This is a genomic window from Listeria monocytogenes (genome assembly GCF_041765605.1).
GTDB classification, from domain to species: domain Bacteria; phylum Bacillota; class Bacilli; order Lactobacillales; family Listeriaceae; genus Listeria; species Listeria monocytogenes_D.
The window spans coordinates 2,235,077-2,254,700 of the sequence record NZ_CP168900.1; the positions used below are offsets into that span (position 1 = coordinate 2,235,077).

The 19,624-nt window shown below is 38.1% G+C and carries 22 protein-coding genes and 1 pseudogene; 8 read left to right on the top strand and 15 right to left on the bottom strand.

Annotation, left to right across the window (positions count from 1 at the left end; genetic code table 11):
• Positions 1-77: 77 nt before the first annotated feature.
• Positions 78-807 (top strand): annotated as a pseudogene (locus AB2Q86_RS11360) (Crp/Fnr family transcriptional regulator).
• Positions 808-817: 10 nt separating this feature from the next.
• Here the strand turns inward: AB2Q86_RS11360 and AB2Q86_RS11365 are convergent.
• Genes AB2Q86_RS11365 through AB2Q86_RS11390 form a run of 6 tightly spaced genes read right to left on the bottom strand, consistent with a single transcriptional unit; the run spans position 818 to position 5,983 of the window.
• On the bottom strand, positions 818-1,717 hold the full coding sequence (locus AB2Q86_RS11365; RefSeq protein WP_012580931.1) for a ketose-bisphosphate aldolase: 900 nt from the start codon (positions 1,715-1,717) through the stop codon (positions 818-820).
• A gap of 16 nt (positions 1,718-1,733) precedes the next feature.
• Positions 1,734-2,588, bottom strand: coding sequence for a class II fructose-bisphosphate aldolase (locus AB2Q86_RS11370; RefSeq protein WP_012580930.1), 855 nt, complete (start codon positions 2,586-2,588; stop codon positions 1,734-1,736).
• 17 nt (positions 2,589-2,605) lie between these two features.
• Positions 2,606-3,700 carry a PTS fructose transporter subunit IIC gene (locus AB2Q86_RS11375; RefSeq protein ID WP_077904951.1) on the bottom strand — a complete coding sequence of 365 codons (1,095 nt, stop codon included), beginning with the start codon at positions 3,698-3,700 and terminating at the stop codon, positions 2,606-2,608.
• Between the two features lie 16 nt (positions 3,701-3,716).
• Complete coding sequence (locus tag AB2Q86_RS11380) at positions 3,717-4,028, bottom strand: PTS fructose transporter subunit IIB (RefSeq protein WP_003730591.1); 312 nt, start codon at positions 4,026-4,028, stop codon at positions 3,717-3,719.
• Positions 4,029-4,040: 12 nt separating this feature from the next.
• Entirely contained in the window at positions 4,041-4,514 is a 474-nt protein-coding gene (locus AB2Q86_RS11385) for a PTS sugar transporter subunit IIA (RefSeq protein WP_003730590.1), read from the bottom strand.
• Between the two features lie 11 nt (positions 4,515-4,525).
• Positions 4,526-5,983, bottom strand: a complete 1,458-nt coding sequence (locus AB2Q86_RS11390) for a PRD domain-containing protein (protein ID WP_012580928.1) — start codon at positions 5,981-5,983, stop codon at positions 4,526-4,528.
• A 194-nt stretch (positions 5,984-6,177) separates the two neighbouring features.
• On the opposite strand from AB2Q86_RS11390, the gene AB2Q86_RS11395 reads away from it, so the two are divergent.
• The 3 genes from AB2Q86_RS11395 to AB2Q86_RS11405 are packed head-to-tail and all read left to right on the top strand — an operon-like array spanning position 6,178 to position 8,798.
• Positions 6,178-7,080 (top strand): ABC transporter ATP-binding protein, encoded by a 903-nt coding sequence (locus AB2Q86_RS11395; RefSeq protein ID WP_003730588.1) that lies wholly within the window; start codon positions 6,178-6,180, stop codon positions 7,078-7,080.
• Entirely contained in the window at positions 7,073-8,308 is a 1,236-nt protein-coding gene (locus AB2Q86_RS11400) for an ABC transporter permease (RefSeq protein WP_014589112.1), read from the top strand. The genes AB2Q86_RS11395 and AB2Q86_RS11400 overlap by 8 nt, the downstream gene beginning before the upstream one ends.
• A gap of 16 nt (positions 8,309-8,324) precedes the next feature.
• Positions 8,325-8,798, top strand: a complete 474-nt coding sequence (locus tag AB2Q86_RS11405) for a GNAT family N-acetyltransferase (RefSeq protein ID WP_003730586.1) — start codon at positions 8,325-8,327, stop codon at positions 8,796-8,798.
• A gap of 585 nt (positions 8,799-9,383) precedes the next feature.
• Here AB2Q86_RS11405 and AB2Q86_RS11410 read toward each other — a convergent pair.
• A complete protein-coding gene (locus AB2Q86_RS11410; protein ID WP_012580926.1) occupies positions 9,384-10,049 on the bottom strand; it encodes a GntR family transcriptional regulator in 666 nt (221 codons plus the stop codon).
• 212 nt (positions 10,050-10,261) lie between these two features.
• Between AB2Q86_RS11410 and AB2Q86_RS11415 the strand changes: the two genes are divergently transcribed.
• Positions 10,262-12,004, top strand: a complete 1,743-nt coding sequence (locus AB2Q86_RS11415) for a class I mannose-6-phosphate isomerase (RefSeq protein WP_012580925.1) — start codon at positions 10,262-10,264, stop codon at positions 12,002-12,004.
• Positions 12,005-12,043: 39 nt separating this feature from the next.
• Here the strand turns inward: AB2Q86_RS11415 and AB2Q86_RS11420 are convergent, their stop codons facing one another.
• The 3 genes from AB2Q86_RS11420 to AB2Q86_RS11430 form a co-directional block, all read right to left on the bottom strand.
• On the bottom strand, positions 12,044-12,778 hold the full coding sequence (locus AB2Q86_RS11420) for a GntR family transcriptional regulator (protein ID WP_012580924.1): 735 nt from the start codon (positions 12,776-12,778) through the stop codon (positions 12,044-12,046).
• 114 nt (positions 12,779-12,892) lie between these two features.
• Positions 12,893-13,909, bottom strand: a complete 1,017-nt coding sequence (locus AB2Q86_RS11425; RefSeq protein ID WP_012580923.1) for a PTS transporter subunit IIC — start codon at positions 13,907-13,909, stop codon at positions 12,893-12,895.
• A 68-nt stretch (positions 13,910-13,977) separates the two neighbouring features.
• Positions 13,978-14,832, bottom strand: a complete 855-nt coding sequence (locus tag AB2Q86_RS11430) for a LysR substrate-binding domain-containing protein (RefSeq protein ID WP_012580922.1) — start codon at positions 14,830-14,832, stop codon at positions 13,978-13,980.
• Positions 14,833-14,937: 105 nt separating this feature from the next.
• Here AB2Q86_RS11430 and AB2Q86_RS11435 point away from each other — a divergent pair, with 105 nt between their 5' ends.
• Together AB2Q86_RS11435 and AB2Q86_RS11440 are read left to right on the top strand one after the other, a co-directional pair.
• Positions 14,938-15,945, top strand: a complete 1,008-nt coding sequence (locus AB2Q86_RS11435) for a YeiH family protein (protein WP_012580921.1) — start codon at positions 14,938-14,940, stop codon at positions 15,943-15,945.
• 55 nt (positions 15,946-16,000) lie between these two features.
• Complete coding sequence (locus AB2Q86_RS11440) at positions 16,001-16,642, top strand: DUF1361 domain-containing protein (protein ID WP_012580920.1); 642 nt, start codon at positions 16,001-16,003, stop codon at positions 16,640-16,642.
• A 43-nt stretch (positions 16,643-16,685) separates the two neighbouring features.
• On the opposite strand, the gene AB2Q86_RS11445 is transcribed toward AB2Q86_RS11440, so the two are convergent.
• Positions 16,686-17,003: a nucleoside triphosphate pyrophosphohydrolase family protein gene (locus AB2Q86_RS11445; RefSeq protein ID WP_003729555.1), complete on the bottom strand. Its 318-nt coding sequence runs from the start codon at positions 17,001-17,003 to the stop codon at positions 16,686-16,688.
• 198 nt (positions 17,004-17,201) lie between these two features.
• Here AB2Q86_RS11445 and AB2Q86_RS11450 point away from each other — a divergent pair, with 198 nt between their 5' ends.
• The gene (locus AB2Q86_RS11450) at positions 17,202-17,378 is read left to right on the top strand and encodes a hypothetical protein (RefSeq protein WP_003729556.1); all 177 of its coding nucleotides are present in this window, start codon (positions 17,202-17,204) and stop codon (positions 17,376-17,378) included.
• Between the two features lie 46 nt (positions 17,379-17,424).
• Here AB2Q86_RS11450 and AB2Q86_RS11455 read toward each other — a convergent pair whose 3' ends face one another.
• The 4 genes from AB2Q86_RS11455 to AB2Q86_RS11470 all read right to left on the bottom strand — a co-directional run bounded on the left by AB2Q86_RS11455 (position 17,425) and on the right by AB2Q86_RS11470 (position 19,609).
• Complete coding sequence (locus AB2Q86_RS11455) at positions 17,425-17,724, bottom strand: nucleotide pyrophosphohydrolase (RefSeq protein WP_012580918.1); 300 nt, start codon at positions 17,722-17,724, stop codon at positions 17,425-17,427.
• 78 nt (positions 17,725-17,802) lie between these two features.
• Positions 17,803-18,129: a thioredoxin family protein gene (locus AB2Q86_RS11460; protein WP_003729558.1), complete on the bottom strand. Its 327-nt coding sequence runs from the start codon at positions 18,127-18,129 to the stop codon at positions 17,803-17,805.
• On the bottom strand, positions 18,126-18,563 hold the full coding sequence (locus tag AB2Q86_RS11465) for a flavodoxin (RefSeq protein WP_014589113.1): 438 nt from the start codon (positions 18,561-18,563) through the stop codon (positions 18,126-18,128). The genes AB2Q86_RS11460 and AB2Q86_RS11465 overlap by 4 nt, the downstream gene beginning before the upstream one ends.
• Positions 18,560-19,609 carry a ribonucleotide-diphosphate reductase subunit beta gene (locus AB2Q86_RS11470; protein WP_003729560.1) on the bottom strand — a complete coding sequence of 350 codons (1,050 nt, stop codon included), beginning with the start codon at positions 19,607-19,609 and terminating at the stop codon, positions 18,560-18,562. Before AB2Q86_RS11470 ends, AB2Q86_RS11465 begins: the two co-directional genes overlap by 4 nt.
• Positions 19,610-19,624: the final 15 nt, after the last annotated feature.

Consider the following 19,624-nt stretch of genomic DNA (forward strand, 5'->3'; position numbering starts at 1 on the left):
TGCGAAAATGTTCTGCTGGGAGAATAAGTTTTATGCGCTTATATTACGGGAAACGAATGGCATAAGGGGGAATCGGTATGTATTTAAAAGAAACATTGGATCAATTTGCTTCAATAGATAATATTCTCAAACTGCTCAAGAAAAATCCGAGCTTTAATAAACACTGTATACAAGAGCGGCTCCCACAAAAAACAATTATCACAACCAATAAACAACGAAAATATATCTATATAATAGAAGAAGGTTTTATGAAACTAATATTTGATGAAAATAAACCGCGTGATTTTTCTTATATTTTATCTAAAGGCGCGCTTCCTTTTTTGCCGGTATACACAGAGGACATACCCCAGCATATAAAAATGGTCGCCCTCACAGATATCGTATGGTGGAAAATTGATATTGGCTTCTTTAAGAGCACGATGGAATTTGAAGATCCGCAGAATTATCTCATGCTCCATCAATTAGCGGAAACTAGAAAAAGATTTTACATTATTGCTTATCAAGAAAAACTGACTTCACGCGAGAGCATTTATTATTCTTTAAACACACTAATTGAGCTTGGTTTACGTATCTCTGAAAAAGTAGTAGAACTTCCAGGATTTTTAACCTACCAAATCCTTGCAGACCATGCGAATACTTCTAAAAGTTACACGTCCAAAGTGCTGGGATATTTACGTCAAGAAGGGATTTTAGAATCACAAAAAAAGCCCTGGCGCATTAACGATGTCCAGAAGCTTCAACAATTAATTGAGACAGATGTTCCACTTGTAAAAATACAAAAAACTAAGAGCTAACTTGCGCTCTTAGTTTTTTAAAATTAAATTAGTTCACTTCGCCAAGCTGGCGTTTTTGCTTGTTGATATTTTTCCACTTGACCAATCGACCGGAAAAGTTCCATCTTGTATTTCACAACCTCTTTGGCAGCATCAATACAGTCTGGATAAATAGCGTTAGCATCCCAAAGTTCTGTTGTACTTAAGATTTCACGACATTTCTTATAAAAGGCATATTTGTAATCGCTGGAGATATTTACTTTTTGAATGCCAATTTCAACTGCTGCGGCAATTTCTGCATCTGGATTTGCGGACCCGCCGTGGAGCACAAGTGGAATATGCACTAAGTCTTTTATTTCTTTTAAAATATCCAGGCGTAACTTCGGTTCTTTGTCCTTGGGGTAAATACCGTGCGCTGTTCCAATTGCAACTGCTAGCGTATCTACTCCAGTGCGGCTAATGTATTCTTCTGCTTCTTCAGGTTTTGTATAAATAATCTCACTAACGCCGCCTTCAATGCTATTGCCCGTTTTTCCGATAGTCCCAAGCTCACCTTCCACAGAAACACCCAGCTTATGACAAACCTCGACAACTTCTTTTGTCACTCGGATATTTTCTTCAAACGGAAGCAAAGAGCCATCAATCATAACAGAACTAAAACCACAACGCACTGCTCGCATTACATCGCCCATATTATCGCCGTGATCCAAATGCAGAACAAATGGGACGGGGCTATTTTTGATTCTCGCAAGGACATATTGGAAAAAATCATCTTTGGTAAAATCTAATTCTGTTGGATGCACTGCAATAATTGCTGGAGCATTGTTTTTTTCAGCTTCTTCTACGACAACCCGTAAAAAATTACTGTCTGCTACGTTAAATGCTCCCACCGCGAATTTATTTTCTTTTGCTACTTCTAATAATTGTTTCATATTTACTAACATTTTTTCATTTCTCCTTTTAAAGTGATTTTCCGGTCGAACCGGATAGTTGAATATAATTCTTCACTGTTTCTTTGCCAGCCTTTATTGTTTCATGGATTAAGTCCACATAATTCTTAGTCGGATTTGCTTCTAAATTAGCTTTTAGTTGATTTGCTTGTGCTTTCATGAAGTCTGAACCAACATTAATTTTATTGATGCCAAGGCGAACGGATTCTCGAATATTTTCTGCTCCACAGCCAGAACCTCCGTGTAAAACGAGTGGCATGTTCGTTGCGGCTTTGATTTCTCGGACAATATCAAACTGAAAAGCGGGTGTAAAACCTTCTGGATAGTCGCCGTGGGAAGAGCCATAAGAAATCGCTAACGCATCGATACCTGTTCGTTTAGCAAAATCAATTGCTACTTTGGGATTGGTGTACATTTCTTGATTGGTGTAATTATCCCCTGTAACTGCGCCAATGCTACCAACTTCTGCCTCGACACTCGCACAGTATACTTCCGCAAATTCGACCATTTTTTTCGTTATTGCAACATTTTCTTCGTATGGATGACTAGACGCGTCCATCATCACACTGGAAAAACCATCGGCTAAACATTGCTTCACTATTGCCACATCATGCCCATGGTCTAAATTGATCGCCACTTCTACACTTGCTTCTTCTGCCATTTTTATAATAGGTTTTGTCAAAAAACGACTACCTAGATGACTCGTCAAATGGTCCTGAAGTAGATCAATGATAATTGGCGCACGCAATTCTTGAGCGGCATCAATGGCTGCACGAGCTGTTTCTAAATTAAAACAATTAATCGCCATTACTGCATAATACTTCTTATTTGCGCGTTCTAACATACCCTTCATGGAAACATACATTTCACTATCTCCTCACCTTATGAAATTTTAATTCCCGACAGATCAATTTCATCTTCCTCTTCTAATCCTTGGTCAGCAATGAGCTCTTCTTCTTTAGTAGGTTCTCGTTTTAAAATAAGTAGCATTGCTGCCGTGACACAAGTACCAATTAATAATGCTAAACAGAATAAAAGTGGTTCGTTCATTGCTGGGACGATAAACATTCCGCCTGATGGAACTGGTGAGCCAATTCCCCATGTCATACTAAGTCCGCCGCCAACTGCTGCACCAAGGGTACAAGAAATAATGACGCGAATGGGGTCAACTGCCGCAATAGGAATAACGCCTTCTGTAATCATACAAATCCCCATCGGAAAAGCAATTTTGATATTGTCTTCTTCTGACTTCGTGTATTTTTTCTTTTTAATTAATTTAGAAACTACCCATGAAAGAGTCACCCCAAATGGCGGAACCATCGAAGCAAGAATTTTTACTGCTTCTGGTTCTTTGACGCCTTCAAGAAGAAGTCCATCTGCGAACAAAGATGCTACTTTATTGACAGGTCCACCAAAGTCAAACGCCGCCATAGCTCCAAGTACTGCTCCGAAGACAAAACGCATACTACCTTGCATTCCTTGTAAGAAGCTTGTCATTGCCTCCGTAGCCCAAACGATTGGAACCCCTACAACAAAGTACATCAAGAGCCCGACGACTAAACTACTAATAAGCGGAACAATCATCATTGGCATTAAACCTTGCGCCCATTTTGGTACTTTTAAATATTTCACAAGAATAAGTACAAAATAACCAACTAAGTATCCACCGAGCATTCCGCCTAAGAACCCAGCACCAATCGAATTGGCGATAAGCCCCATTAGTAATCCCGGCGCAATTCCTGGCCTGTCTGCTATCGAATAGGCAATCGCACCAGCAATAACCGGCGCAAGCAGTCCCATACCAAGCACACCAAGAGAGACAAGAGCATCAGGAATGGAGTACGGTGCTTTGTAGTTTTCAATGACTTGTCCATTTGTTAAATTTCCAATGGCAATAAGTAACCCCGAGGCAACAACTAACGGTAACATATACGAAATCGCTGTAAGTGCATGTTTTTTGATTTGCAGTTTTTTCATCATACCGGTTCACTCCCTAGTTATTTATTTCTTTGTCTATTTTATTAATAATTTGTTTTGGTGCTTTAATCGCTAGGTCTGTTGGAATTTCGACAACTCTTTTTCCTTTAAAACGATCCTTTCCGCTAATTTTAATATCGGCAGCAATAATAACTACATCGGCATTTTTCACTTGTTCTGCTGAAAGTTCGTCCTCGATACCGATTGTTCCTTGTGTTTCAATATGAATGTTGTGACCAAGCGCTGTTCCTGCTTTTGTTAGTTTCTCTTTTGCAATATACGTATGCGCAATTCCCGATGTACAAGCTGCAATTCCGATAATATTCATCCCAAACTCCTCCTAATCTTGATTTTTTGCTAACAACTTAATAAAATCTTCTTTTGTCTGTACGGTTTGAAATTGACTAATCACCTCATCATCTGCAAGTAAAATTGCTACTTTTTGAAGTAACTTAATATGGGTTGTTGTAGCATCTGAATTTTTCACTGCGAAAAGAATAATAATATTTACTGGTTTATCATCAAGCGACTCCCACTCTACCGGATTTTTAGTTCTTCCAACGGCAATGGATGTACTCGTAACACTTGCCGACTTCCCATGTGGAATGGCCACCCCTTCCCCTAGCCCTGTTTTGCCTTCTTCTTCGCGATATAATACATCTGCTATAAAAGCATCTTTGTCTGCTACCGCTCCCGTTTCAACAAGTAAATCTGTCAGTTCTTCAATTACGCCTAACTTAGTTGTGGCGTGTAAATCTAAATTCACTAGTGCTGGGCTTATTACTTTGCTAATATCTAATTCTTGGATATCCATGGATTCGCCTCCTATAAACTTTCCATCAATTTTTTTACCATTATTTTATCTTTCTCAGTAAACATCGCACTTACAAGTAACGACGGGATTTCTTTTGTGCTTTCTGCATTAATTGTTGTTAGAATAAAGTCAATATTCTGATAGTCATGTAAGCTATTTTTGAATCTTGTAGAGGATAAAACGTCTACTATTTCTACATCTGGAAAAGCTTTTTGAACCTTTACTTTCAAAAGTTCTGACGTTCCAATGCCGCTCGAACACATAATGATAATTCGTTTGACTAACGGTGAAGCTTCGATATGTTTCGCGAAATATATAGTGATATAGCCAACTTCATCGTCAGAGATTGTATTTAGCTTAAAGGTTTTCGCTACATCTCGTGCAGTTTCTTTGATGATTTCAAACAGTTCGCCGTACTCTAGTTTTATATCGCTCAACAAGTTATTCTTAATGTGAATTTGGTGATTCATCCGATTAACCATTGGTTTCATATGGCTCAGCAATTCGATTTTTAATTGCTTTTTATTAATCGGCACATTCATTTTAACGGCCACTTGATTAATATAAAAATCCGTCATTTCCTCCACAATCGGTAAAACTTTACTTGGAACTAGTTCGATTTCATGGTTAAAACGAGACGAAATCAAGTACTGTAAAAAATGGAAAGTTTCTCGCTTTGGTAACTGCATTTTTAAATATTGTTCAATTGCTTCGATAGCTTCTACAGCAATTGTGTGCAGCTTTTCATTGGTGACGATATAAGCATCATCACTTTCTTTAAAGTCCTCTACCTCTCCTTGGCGAAAACGATTGATTAAAATATACAAATGCGAAAAGATATTAATATCATACGGATACGGAATGCTAATCATTAGCTTATTTTCAATCATTTCCATTTGCCTTACAATAAACCGGACGTCAGCTTTATTGAGATCACTGTATTCTGTTTTCAAATCATCGTAGGTTGATAAATCTATGTTGTTTATCACCTCATTAATGGCAGTTCGGATATTTTCTTCGGAGCCAACCACTCGTATTTCTTTTTGTCTTTTCTCAAGAGCCAACTCATATTTCTCTATTGCTTGATTTAAAAGGGCAAAATCATTTTTGATGGAATTATAGCCAACGTAATAATCTTCATACAGCGCTGTTACGTTCAAATATTTTGGTGATTTAAATAATACTTGCAACAAGATTTTCTCTCGTCTTTCTGTTGGCGTATAGCCGAAAATATCCCCTGTTGTTTCTAATTTCGCTTGAATGTATGCTTTATAATCTAACTTAAAACCACGCCCCTTTTCAGAAATGATGATATCTTTTCTTTCTGTGGTTTCATTGATGTTTTTAATCTTGCGGTAAATTGTTTTAGAGGAAACGTCTAGAATTTCAGCTAATTGCTTCGCTGTCAAAAAATCGTTTTTCGTTAAGAACAAGTTAATTAATGCACGCTCCGTTTTGGTTAGAAGCATTTCATCACCTCCCTCTACGCTCTATTATACACAAATAAAAGAAAACGGTTACACCAAGTTATGTCCACTACACTAGACAATTTTTTGGCAAAGTTTGTGAAAAAGTAGTCGCCGTGTTTCTTTACTTCTAGCAAGACAATCCTCCAATAAAACCGTATAATGACAATAGGGAAGAATTAGAAAGGGGTGCTCGTGTGACGCTTGAACTACATAATGTTACGAAGAATTTTGGAACTAAAGTCGCTGTCAATGATTTATCGTTCCGAGTAGAACCGGGAAAAATACTCGGTTTAATCGGTCAAAATGGAGCTGGTAAAACAACTACTTTTCGTCTTATTTTGCATTTTTTAGAAGCTACTTCTGGAAAAATCACTTGGGATGATAAAGAAGTGAGCAAAATCGATCCAAATATTATCGGTTATTTGCCCGAAGAACGTGGTCTATATCCAAATGTCACAATTGAAGAACAATTAATATTTTTTGCTGAATTAAAAGGATATCCAAAACAAAAGATTAAAGCGGAAATTGATGGATGGCTCGAACGCGCGGAAATTGTCGGTAAAAAAACAGACTTAATTAAAACGCTATCCAAAGGAAACCAACAAAAAATCCAGCTTTTAAGTACGATTATCCATCAGCCCAAACTCGTTATTTTAGACGAACCTTTCAGTGGGCTCGATCCAGTCAACGCAGAGATTTTGAAAAAGTTTGTATTCGATTTACGTGCTTCTGGTGCTGCGATCATTTTTTCTAGCCACCGGATGGAGAATGTGGAAGAACTTTGCGACTCGTTATTAATGTTAAAAAAAGGAAATGTGGTCCTCCAAGGAACGACCGAATCTGTTAAGTCTGTCTTTGGTCGTAAACGAATTTTGATTGAATCGCGTCATACAGCTGATGAACTCGCTGTTTTGCCCGGTGTTTTAAATGTTCAAACCCACCGCGATGGCGTTCTACAGCTTGAAATTGCGCATGAAAGCGATGCAGAGAAAATTTTTGACTATGTAACAAAAGATGGTTTCATCCAAACATTCAGTCTCCAAGCTCCAACACTGGAAGAAATTTTCAAATGGAAGGCTGGTGAGTTGAATGAGTAAGTTTTGGGTGATAACGAAGCAAGTTTACAAAAGACGTGTGAAAACAAAATCGTTTCTAATTTCGCTGCTTTTTCCGGTTTTAATTGCTGGGCTCATTGCCGGCATCCCGAAAATGGTGGACTACTTTGACTCGAGTAGTGATATCACAAAAATCGCTGTACTGTCCGAAGATCCTGTTTTTGCAAAATCATTAGCCGCTGATAAAAACCATTTCAAAGTAAATTCGGATATTAAAGACAAAAAATCCGCCCAGTCTGCTCTAAAAGACGGTAAAATAGACGGATTTGTCACGATTACGCAAAAAGATGAAACGGTTAGCGCCGTTTACACAACACAAGAGACAGCTGGCCAAGACGTTATTACACGTTTAACCGAAGACCTTACAGCTACGAAAATCGCTGAAAAAGCGGCCGCATATAAAATCACCAATGAACAATTGCAATCGATCACCTCTCCGGTTTCCGTTACGAATGATTTAGAATCCAACAATCAGTTAACGAACCACGAAAAAGATGTGATGAGTGCTGCTGTCCTGATTTTAACACTAGTTATTTTCATTTTCGTTATGAGTTACGCAAACATTGTTGCCTCTGAAATCGCTACAGAAAAAGGGACACGCATTATGGAAGTCATTTTGTCCAGTGTTTCTGCGACAACCCATTTATTTGCCAAATTAACCGCGATAATTTTTATGCTTTTGACACAAATTGGCTTTTATATCGTTTGTGGTGCTATCGTTTTAATTGCTGGCAGAAACACCGAAATGGTTCAAAATGTCTTAGATCAAATTGCTGTTTTCCCAGCGTACTACCTTGTGCTAAATTTACTATTTGTTATTTTAGGTTTGTTGTTGTACATTTTACTCGCAGCAATGATTGGTTCGATGGTCCCGAATGTCGAAACCGTAGCCCAGTTTATTTATCCAATGACAATTCTTGCCATTATCGGCTACTGGGGATCCATTGCAGCAGCGAACGCGCCAGATAATATGCTAGTTATCATCGGTTCGTATATTCCGACATTCTCGCCAATGATGATGCTAGCCCGAATGGACTTACTTTCCGTTTCGACTATCGGCATCTTTAGCTCCCTCGCTATTTTACTCGCAAGCGTTGTTGGTGCATTCTTCCTCACAGTTCGTCTTTATCAAGGAAATGTGCTACTTTACAGCAATGACGGTTTATGGAAAACTTGGAAAACCTCGCTATCTTACGCAAAAAGAAAATAAGGAAAGTTGGTAAATTATGCAAATTAGACTATCTAAACGAGAAGATGCCGCTTCAATGATTGAATTAGAACATTTAGTTTGGACGCCAGGAACAACACCTGGAAGTATCCATTTTGATAGTGAAGCCGAATTTTTACTTAAAAGCCCACCCGGTTCCAAAATTGTTGTCGTGGCGGATGATAAAGTAGTTGGAATTCTTGGTTATAAGTCCCCTATTCCACTCGCATCCAATAAACATGTCGCAGAAATTGATATTGCTGTACATCCAGACTACCAGCGTGCAGGCATTGGTCAACTTTTAATGGACAAAATGAAAGAAGTGGCGCGCGAAAAAGGTTTCATTAAAATCTCCTTGCGTGTTCTGTCCATCAATCAAAAAGCCATTCGCTTCTATGAAAAAAATGGTTTTAAACTGGAAGGACGACTAGAAAAAGAATTCATTATTCAAGGCGAATTTGTGGATGATATTTTAATGGCTTATTTCCTCTGACAAAAGGCCTGGCTTAAGATTCAAACTGTGACTTTATAATCATTTTACAAATAAAGCGTTTACATTTATTTAGAACGGTTATATATATAGTACAAACAAAGAAAAGGTGATGCGAATGACTCAAACTTGGTGTACAAGCTGATTTTTTCTCAGCTTTGTCATATGCCGGCAAACGTCTGGTGAAGGATTTTAGTGTCAAGCAGCTACGGTTAGCTTACAGGAGGAAGGCGAGGAGTATACGCCGCGTCAAGGACTTTACGCTAACTTAGTTGTAGGAAGACGGAATTTCGTTACGTCGCTCATTTATCAATATTTTTTATCCTCACTACATTGGTAAATAAGCGAATAAAGTATCGTATCATTCATGGCCACTATTTAAGCAAGTTACGGGCGCTCATTTATTCGTAAGTTAGAATATCTTGAGAAGTAAGTAGCAAGACAAGTAATTCGCCTACTTGTTTGAAAATGCCTCACCGTTTTCCGATTGTTGTATGTTTATTCAGAAACATCCAGACATGGTCCGGCCCATCAGATGAGTGGCAAGACAAGCTCATCCGAAAAGAAAAACCCCGCGTGACGAATTCGTCATACGGGGTTTTTTGATTCTGAAAACAAGATAGAGATATTCTTATCATAAAAGTGTTGAATGACTGAGTGGCATTTTTCAAATTCTTTCGCTTCTAAATGCGTTACCAAGTCTTCCAGGGCCTGCGAAACATCTATCGTAAAAGCTTCGAAAAATAGTTTTTCATTCTTTTCTTTCATATTTCGCAGCGTTTGACTCAGTATATCGATATTTTTCTCCATCGCTGGCATTTCAGTATAGTGAATCATGCAAGCATAAAAGTTTTTCACGTGATTTATAAATACATCTGTGTCTTGCTCTTTAGCAGCTAGTTTTATATAAACTAACTCCTTACGAAGGCATGTTGCGCATACTTCTGCGTCTTGTTCTTGTAGTTTTTGTACAGCATAATTTAGATGAAAAAAAGCTAACTTTAATCGTGATTTTTCGCGATGCTCAGCTTCACTATTCACGGCGACTGAAAAACCGCTTTCCCCGATGTTTTTACACACTATACCGCTCTTATGTAAACAATGGAGCGCACTAAAAGCTACTCGTTTGCTGACTTGAAATCGTTTCATGATGTCTTCTATGTCCACTTTCTCGCCATTTTCCAACGTATTGGCCATTATCTCATTCTTGATTTCTCCATAAATCGGATCTGCAACAAATCCACTTTTTTCCATAATTCGAACCTCTTTATTTTTTATTGCTTTCAATGTTATATTTTACACGAAAATTTTCCATTTAGATATGGCTTTTTTCGAAAAAATGTGTCCATTAAGTTACAAAATGCTTGTATTGTTATAAGAAAAATAGACAATAGATTGTAATGACAAAGCAGAAATCAGATGCTATATTTATATTGTAATAACAATATAAACAAGGAGTGATTGTTTTGACTACGTACGATTTAGCCCCTGAAGTGAAAATCCATCAATTTGATGGTGCTTGGGCGGGTTACAAAGATATTGCTACAGAACTAAGAACGGCTATTCAAAAAAAGAAGCAAGACCAAACTATCGTTGCGATTGAATGTTACCCCGGAACACGAAATGAAGAAATTGCTGCCGAACTACTTCCATTATTACCCGTCGAAAAAGCGGTTTTTGCAGATGATTGGGCATTAAACAATGAAGAAGTAACAGCTACAATCCAATCTCACTTAACAGATGACCGGGTATTCGGCATTATGTCACATTATGAAGTGAGCGACTTTTATCCTGCTGAAAAATTGGCTGAAATTCAAGCTGAAATTGCTGCTAGTAAAGGATTAGTTGTCATTTACGGGACTGGAGCAACTGTAATAGCACCAAAACCAGACATTCTTATTTATGCCGATTTAGCGCGATGGGAAATTCAGTGCCGCTACCGCGGAGAAAATAAACCTAACTGGAAAGCAGACAATGCCGGTGAAGATGCGCTTCGTAAATTCAAGCGTGGTTATTTCTTCGAGTGGCGCATGGCTGATCGTCAAAAGAAAAAAATTTATCAACAAGTAGATTACTTACTTGATACCAATAAAAAAAATGAGCCAAAAATGGTGCGCGGAGAAGATTATCGAAATGGCTTGAATCAAGTTTCCAAAGCCCCTTTTAGAGTAGTTCCTTACTTTGATGCAAGTGTTTGGGGTGGTCAGTGGATGAAGAATAACTTTGGGCTTGATCCTGCTGCTGATAATTACGGTTGGGCATTTGACGGTGTTCCGGAAGAGAATAGTTTATATATGCGCTTTGGAGATATTCGGGTGGAAGTCCCTTCTACCAATGTAGTGAACCATTTCCCAAATGAATTACTTGGACCAAAAGTGCACAGCAGATTCGGCACAGAATTCCCAATTCGCTTCGACTATCTCGATACTGTTGGTGGTGGGAATTTAAGTCTGCAAGTCCATCCATTAGTGGAGTATGCGCAAGATAAGTTCGGTATCCATTATACACAAGATGAAAGTTATTATATTTTAGAAGCAGATAGCGACTCTACCGTGTATCTTGGAACAAAAGAAGGCACCACAAAAGAAGCAATTATGGCCGATTTAGAAAAAGCCGCTGAAGGAAATTACCGTTTTCCTGATGAAGAATATATTAACGTCTTCCCTGTAAAAAAACATGACCATATTTTAATTCCAGCTGGGACGATTCATTGCGGCGGTCCAAGTACTGTCGTTTTAGAAATTAGCGCAACTCCTTATATCTTCACATTTAAATTATGGGACTGGGAACGCACTGGACTCGATGGCATGCCTCGCCCTGTTCATTTAGCGCACGGCCGGGAAAATTTACAGCTTGACCGCGACACCAAATGGGTAAAAGACAATTTAATAAACCAATTTGAAACATTACACGAAGATAACGATTCAAAAGTAGAGCGCACTGGTTTGCATGAATTAGAATTTATTGAAACCCACCGCCACTGGTTTAAAGAAACGGTTACCATCCACACAAATGAAAGCGTCAATATGCTTAATTTGGTAGAAGGAACAAGTGCTGTCGTTGAAAGTATTGACGACTCTTTCGCACCGTTTGAAGTGCATTATGGAGAAACATTTATCGTTCCTGCGATTGTCGGAACTTATCAAATCAGAAATACGAGCGATAATGAAGAAGTGGCTGTTATTCAAGCTTTTGTACGTAATTTATAAAAAAGAAAAGCCTATCAATATTTTTGATAGGCTTTTCTTTTATTCAAAATCAATATAATAGCGATAATGCTTTCCTACATAAAAACATTCGCTGTACTCTCTAAAATCACTTTCTTTTTGTTTCGTCATCCGCACCCTTTTCAAAATTGGTTCTTGTTTGTCGATTGCGAGCGCTTCCTGTACTTCACGATTAGGCAACATCGCTTCAATATATTCCTTTTCTTGATTCACGACAATACCGAAGCCTTTCAAATATTCATAAAAAGAACCGTAATAATCTTCTGCTTTAAGTGAGTAATCTTGATTATAAGGAATAAAACTGATAAATAAAGCAAATGCCAAGTCTTTCGTACCACGTAGCCGCTTAATTTGTAGCACCTTGTCCCCGACAGAAAGCCCTAGCTGTAACGCTATTTTTTTATCGGCATTGATCACTTCTACTTCCGCATGTAGCGTAGCCGCCTTTTTACCAAGTTCTTTCATCTCATTCGTAAAACTGCGCACTAACGTAAAATGCTCATCCTCCGCTTCTTCCCAGTCACGTACAAAAGTACCTTTCGCACGCTCTCTATAAAGTAAATTTTCACGAACTAGCTCATCAATCGCTTTCCGCACTGTAATTCTACTGACATTGTATAACTCACATAAATCAAGCTCTGGTGGGATTTTGTCTCCAGTTTGCCAAACTTCCGATTGGATTTTATCTCGTAAATCATCAGCTATTTGCGCGTAGAGCGGAGATGCATCGTACATTTTATTTAACTTTCTCACCATAGTAAGCCTTCCTTCTCAAATTGTATTATTGTCATCACAATGAATCATAGCATAAGCTTATCCAAAATTCCAATATAAAAAGTAGAGCTATTAAGCCCTACTTTTTAAACTATTCTACTGCAACTCAATCGTTAAATCACCTGTTTTGAGGCGTTCCTTTTTAATAAGAAATGGTCTGACAATAAGTGCAATAACACCTGGCAAGACAACTGCTACCAAAATAAAAGCAGCAAGTGTGCTGAATCCGTAATTTGCTATTAAATAAAGAGGTGCAACAAAGGCGCATAAGCCGAGGCCTGCGACTTCACTTGCGGCTTGAATGTGAAATACCATCACACCAAGAGGTCCAGCAATTAGCGTTGTTAACAGAGGAACTAACATCAAACTAGGCTTTCTAATAATATTGGGTGTTTGTAATTTTGGTGTACAGATAAGTTGGGCAAAAAATGCACCCCAGTTATTATCACGATAACTTAAAACCGCAAAGGATACGAATTGAACCGAGCAACCTATTAACGCCGCAGCACTTGCTGTTGGATCAAGTTGAAGCGCAATCGCGAGCGCAGCTGAGGAAGCCGGACTAAGAATAAGTAAGCCAAACACAAAAGCGATAACCATCGATGAAATCAGCGGCGAACCACCAATTAATGAACTAATTCCAAGACTTACAGAAGCTAAAATCGGCGCCATAATCTTTGCAAACAAAATACCACTAAGCCCACCTGCTAAAAGTGAAACACCAGGAATCAAAATCATATCAAATTTCGTTTTCCCAGTAACCCTCTTCCCAGTCCAAACCGCCACAATAACCGCCAAAATAGCGCCAACCGGTTCTCCACTAGTAATACCCACGCCACCGCCAGCCAAAGTCACTACTGCCCCGCCGCCAATAACAGCAGATGCAGCCGCACTTATCGTCACAAGCGTATTCGCGTGCAAGCACATCGCAATACCAACACCAATTCCCGGAATTAACATCGTTTTACCAATTGCGCCAACCGTTACAAGAAACGAAATTCCTGTCATCTGCCCAATTGTCTGTAAAAGAAGTCCAATTCCAAGCGTTACAAGAACTGCATTCGCAATCCCCATAGAAGCCTTATAGGAACGATCTATAAAATATTCTTTCATTGCTTCTCCCTTTCTAAAATGTATTCTTTCTCATTGTAATCACTAGCTTATTAAAAAGCTAGTTTTATTTACCGGTTTTCTTTTAAAAAGGTTAAAAAGGTTTCTGCAATTCGATTTTCTAGCCTTTGCTTATTTTTTAAAACAGAAAATTTCCGCATAAAGCTCCCTGCCTCATTAAAAACGCGTAATTTCCCCTCTGCAATTTCTGTTTTAACGACACATCTAGAAATCACTGTATATCCCATTCCTTCAAGCACCATTTGTTTGACCGCCATGTTACTCCAAGCAACCACTTTTTCAGTGACATTCCAGCCATTCGTACTCAATACATGATCCAAATATTCACGCGTTCCAGAGCCTTCTTCCCGCGCAATCCAAGTAGCGCCTTGCTCAATTTCCGCAAGCGAACCATCCGCCCGCCCGACAATGCACATTTCATCATCCGCAAAAGCACTTATCTCTAAATCTTTTTTACTCACTTGTCCTTCGATAAGCCCCGCATCCACTTGAAATAACTCGACTTTATCAGCAATTTTTGCTGTATTTTCAATGATTAGTTCAATGGTAATATCTGGGTAGCGTGCATGAAATTCAGCAATTAACGCCGGCATATAATACTCTCCTATTGTGAAACTTGCGCCGATTCTTAGTCGCCCTTTTAAATGATGATGATACAAACTGATTTCATCTTCCACTTGTTTATATAAGCCTTCTAATTGCTTAGCACGATGATAGAGCATTTCTCCCGTCGCTGTTAAAACAAATTTTTTGGCTTGGCGATAAATCAGCTCTGTTTCATATCTCTCTTCTAATTTCTTTAATTGTAATGAAACAGCTGGCTGAGAAATATGTAATTCTTCGGCGGCCTTCGTAAAACTTTGTAATTCTACTACTCTTATATACGTTCGTAATGCTTCGTCCATTGGGTTCCCTCCATAAATATTTCTTATCAATAATATAATTAATATAAATTTTACTAATAAAACTGGAAATGGTAAAGTAAAAGCATAGAAGAAAGGGGGATAAATATGAGTCAAGTTTTATTTAAAACAAAAACATTTTGGTATGGTATTGCACTTACATTTTGTATTGCTACCCTATCTTATTTTTTAGCGAAACTGCCATTTTTAATGATTCTAGGACAACTTGTAACTGCCATATTAATTGGTATCATTATTCGTGCACTTTTTCCTGTTCCAGATAAATGGTTTACTGGGATTCAATTTTCCAATAAAGTTATTTTGCGTGCTGGGATCATTTTACTTGGTTTTCGCTTAAATCTAGTTGATATTTATGATGCTGGATGGCGTGTATTCTTGATTGCTGCCCTATGCTTAAGTTTCGGTATTACCGTTGTTTACTTTTTAGCGAAACTTTTTGGAGTAGATAAAAAGCTAGCAATTCTCGTTGCTTGCGGAACTGGAATTTGTGGAGCGGCAGCGGTTGTGGCTATTTCTCCACAAGTAAAAGCGGATAACAACCAAACTGCTGTAGCTGCTACAATTATCGCGCTACTTGGGACTATTTTTACGATAGTTTATACGCTAATTTATCCAATTTTACCACTTGGACCAGATGGATATGGTATTTTTGCGGGGGCTACGCTTCATGAGATTGCACACGTTATTGCGGCGGCGGATCCCGGTGGTACTGGGGCTGTAGACATGGCCGTTATCGTCAAATTAACACGTGTTGCGTTACTTGTTCCTGTCTGCTTCGTCGTTGCAAAAATGGTGAACGCTGGAACAAATAATCGCTTTTCCTGGGCCGAACTTCCTGTACCGTGGTTTATTTTCGGCTTTTTAGCTACGAGTGCTATCAACAGTTTCGGCATCATTCCCGCGTCCATTACAAATTTCCTCGTTGTCTGTGCCTATTTCCTTATTGCTATGTCAATGGGAGGACTTGGATTAAATGTCCACTTACCTTCTTTTGGAAAAATGGGTGGAAAACCTTTTGCAGCAGCCTTTATCGGTTCTATTTTACTTTCCGCTTTTGGGCTAATTTTAGTACTTTTGTTTCATTTAGCAGGTTAAGTTATCCTCGGCAACTCAAATTGTGATACAATAGCAAGCACGAGGTGACTATTACATGACGAAATCAATTTGGATTTGCCGAGCTTTTTTACTCGGATATTTTCTTGTTTTGCATTTTACTGCAGACACGTATACTTTTTTAATTTTAAATGTCGGGCTTGCTTATATACCTTTTGAAATAGCTGTGTTCTTGACTAGAAAACCTCGAGTATGGTGGATTTTTTGGCCTTTAGGTATTGTTTGGTTAGTATTTTTCCCAAATGCGCCTTATCTTCTAACTGACTTGTTACATTTAAAGCGCTTAGAGATTTACGGAGCAGAAGGAATTCTTTCCACTTCACCATGGTTATGGCGCCACTTCACTTATATTGTCGTGGGTGTGTTCTTCGGATTATTTATCGGCTTTTGGTCCTTTGCAAAAATGCTTGCCGAAATAAGAAGACGATTTAATTGGACTAGTTGGTTAAGCTATCAATTGCTTTTAATTGGTTTAATCTTATTGTCTAGTTATGCCATTTATATTGGTCGTTTCTCGCGTCTGCATTCTATTCATTTACTCACACAACCAATTGATTCCATCCAAATTATGTTTAGTGTTTTTCACTGGCCATTCTGGAATTTTGTATTTTACTTTTCGATTATCCAATATGTCATTTATACGCTATTCAGTAGGTTTTCTAGCTCATTAGAAGACTAAAAAACGTTTGTATTTAAGGAATTTCTTAAATACAAACGTTTTTTTAATCGATATGGAGTTTGCTTCGCTCTGCTGAAAACCCTTGAGGATAGCGGCGCTTCAGCTTCTCAATATTTAATTCGGCAACGGTTTCCATGCTTATATCCGCCCATTTAGCAATTTGCGATACATACCAGAGAACATCTCCTAGTTCTTTCGTTAACGCATCCTTATCTAAATCGTGTCCATGAAAAGCATATTTCTTAATCAAATCAGCAACTTCACCGGCTTCTCCAGCTATACCAAGTCCGTAATTCGTCAATGCCTGTTCATGTGTTGCTGCAGTTCTATTTGCTAAAATTTGGTACTCTTTAAAATCCATATGTTGTCCTCCTTGCCTCTCTCACTTTCTTACTATAACAGATAATTTTTTTGCTTTGCAGTCTTGACTATTTTAGATTTATGCGAACTGGTGCTCTATCAATGCCTTTCATCTTTAAAAATTTTTTCTCTTTAAAGTCTTATTTTTTTCTAGTTATTCCTATATAATAGAGATAAGATTTCTGAAAGGAGCTTTTAAATGAAATTAGCTGGCTTAGTTATACTTCTGATTGGTTTAATTGGTTTTGGTTTTTCGTTTAGCATCACTGGGCTTATCGGTTTTGGTGTTTGCATCATTTCTGTTATTTTAGTTGTAGCTGGAATTTTTGCAATGATTCGTTCCAAAAAACGCCGCAAACGTGCTTATTCCTATTAAAATTAAAAAGCAGCTTTACCAAGAATATTGGTGAAAGCTGCTTTTCTTATTTCTTCGGCCATGTCCGCGTACGATTCTCAGCTAGCTTCGATCTCACCAATTCTTCCCCATCCGCACCCATACTTTCTGCAATTTGAAGCGCATAAATCATCACATCTGCTACCTCTTTTAAAATTTCTTCCCGGTTTTCTTTTAACGCTACTTCATCTGTTTTCCACTGAAAACATTCCAGTAATTCGGATGCTTCAAGCGACAACGATATAGCTAAATCTTTTGGGTGATTATATTGCTCTAACCAATCCCGTTCTTTTAAAAAAGTAGTAATTTCATTTTGTAAATGTTTCAATGTTTTCGCTCCTTTTAATAAATTCAACAAAAAAGAGCAGTCAGCCCCCTATTTATAAGGAGACTTCTGCTCTTTCGATTATGCGTTTAAAGAAATAGCTTCTTCAATTTTGTTTGGTGGGATGAATCCATTCAAACGGTGGATTTCTTCGCCGCCTTTGTAAAGTACAAGCGTTGGTGTTTGTTGTACATCACGATCAAAAAAGAAATTTTCGCCCATTTCTTCTAATTTTACTTTTAATACTTTGACTTTGCTTGCGATTTCAGAGTTTTTGAATTCAGCAAAAGAAAGATCAAGCATTTTACAATTAGGACAATTGTCTTTCCAGTAATCTACATATACTAATTCTTCCCCATTAAGATGAGCTTGGAACTCTTCAGGTGTTTTAATTTCAATACTTGTCATTTGATTCCACTCCTTAGCGCTAAAATTTTCTTGACCCAATTGTCTATGTCAGCCACATCTTGCTCTGTGTGTGGCATTTGCTCTATTTTTAAAGTTGGGTAACTTGTTCCGAAATATTTGGCCATTCGGTCGACAGCTCCGCAATAAAAATCCATACCCCATTGTGTTTCCCCAGTACCAAAAATGGCTACATTCTTGGGCTTTACGGCTAGTTCCGCTATAAAATCTTTCATATCTGGCGGTGTTCTTCCGTAGTCGACTGTCCATGCCCCCAACACGTACAAGTCAAAATCCTCATCAAGCGGATACTCGGCTAGAGGAGATACGCGAAAGGACACCACTTCATGTCCTTCGCTTATCAATCTCTCTTCAATTTCATCAGCCACCATTTTCGTATTGCCGCTTAGAGAATCATAGGCTAACAAGATTCTCATAAATCGTCGAATCCGTTATCCATATTCGTTTTTTTATAGCTTGAATTGCGCATTTCGAAAAAGTCGGTTTTTGTTTCTGTAAAGTTATCTGCGTAAGCTTTAATCCATGTCATTGTGTTATCACTATGTCCTGGATAAAGTTCAGGAATACCAAGCATTCCTAGCATTTTGTTGGCACGATATTTCACGTAGTCAACCATTTCTTCCACATCAATACCTTCAATACCTTGTAGTACTTCTTCAGACCATTCTGTTTCAAGTTCAACCGCATGGCGGAAAGCTTCATGTGTATATTCCACTAGCTCTTCTGTTTGTAATTCTGGGTTTTCCCCAAGGATTGCCCGGATTACTTCAGAAATAAATTTCGAGTGAGCTAATTCATCACGATTGATAAAACTAATGATTTTTCCTGTTCCAGTCATTTTATTTTGACGAACTAGGTTGTAGAAGTAAGCAAAACCACTATAGAAATTAATTCCTTCTAAAATAGAAGATTGAATTAAAGCTTTTACAAGTGTTTCGCCGGTTTTGTTATTCATGAAATCATCATATGCATCCATGATTGGCTCATTACGTTTGATGATTGTCGGATGTGTTCTCGCAAGTTCAAATACGCGATTTTGTTCTTGTAAATTTGTAATAGAAGCAAGTACATACGAATAACTTTCATTATGGATAACTTCTTGTTGCGCGATAATCGCTGCATTCGCATGAACTGCTGGATCAGTAATGTATTCCGCAATGTTATAAATAAAACGTGTTTGCGGAGAATCCAGTGTTGCAAGTAAGCCAATGATTGCATCAAAAGCATATTTTTCTTGTTCTGAAAGAGCGGGATATTGTTTTGCATCGCTTTTCATGTCTACTTCGTCTGGAATCCAGTAGTTAGTAGAAAGTTCTTTATACGCACGATAGAAAGAAGGATACGGGATGTCGTTCCAATTTAAAATCCCACTAGTTTCTCCGTTTATGATTGAAGTAGAACGATTAGGAAATAAAGGTTCTAAAATTTTAATACGTGTCAGTTGTTCTTTTTGGTTAGCCATCTAGGCAAGCCCTCC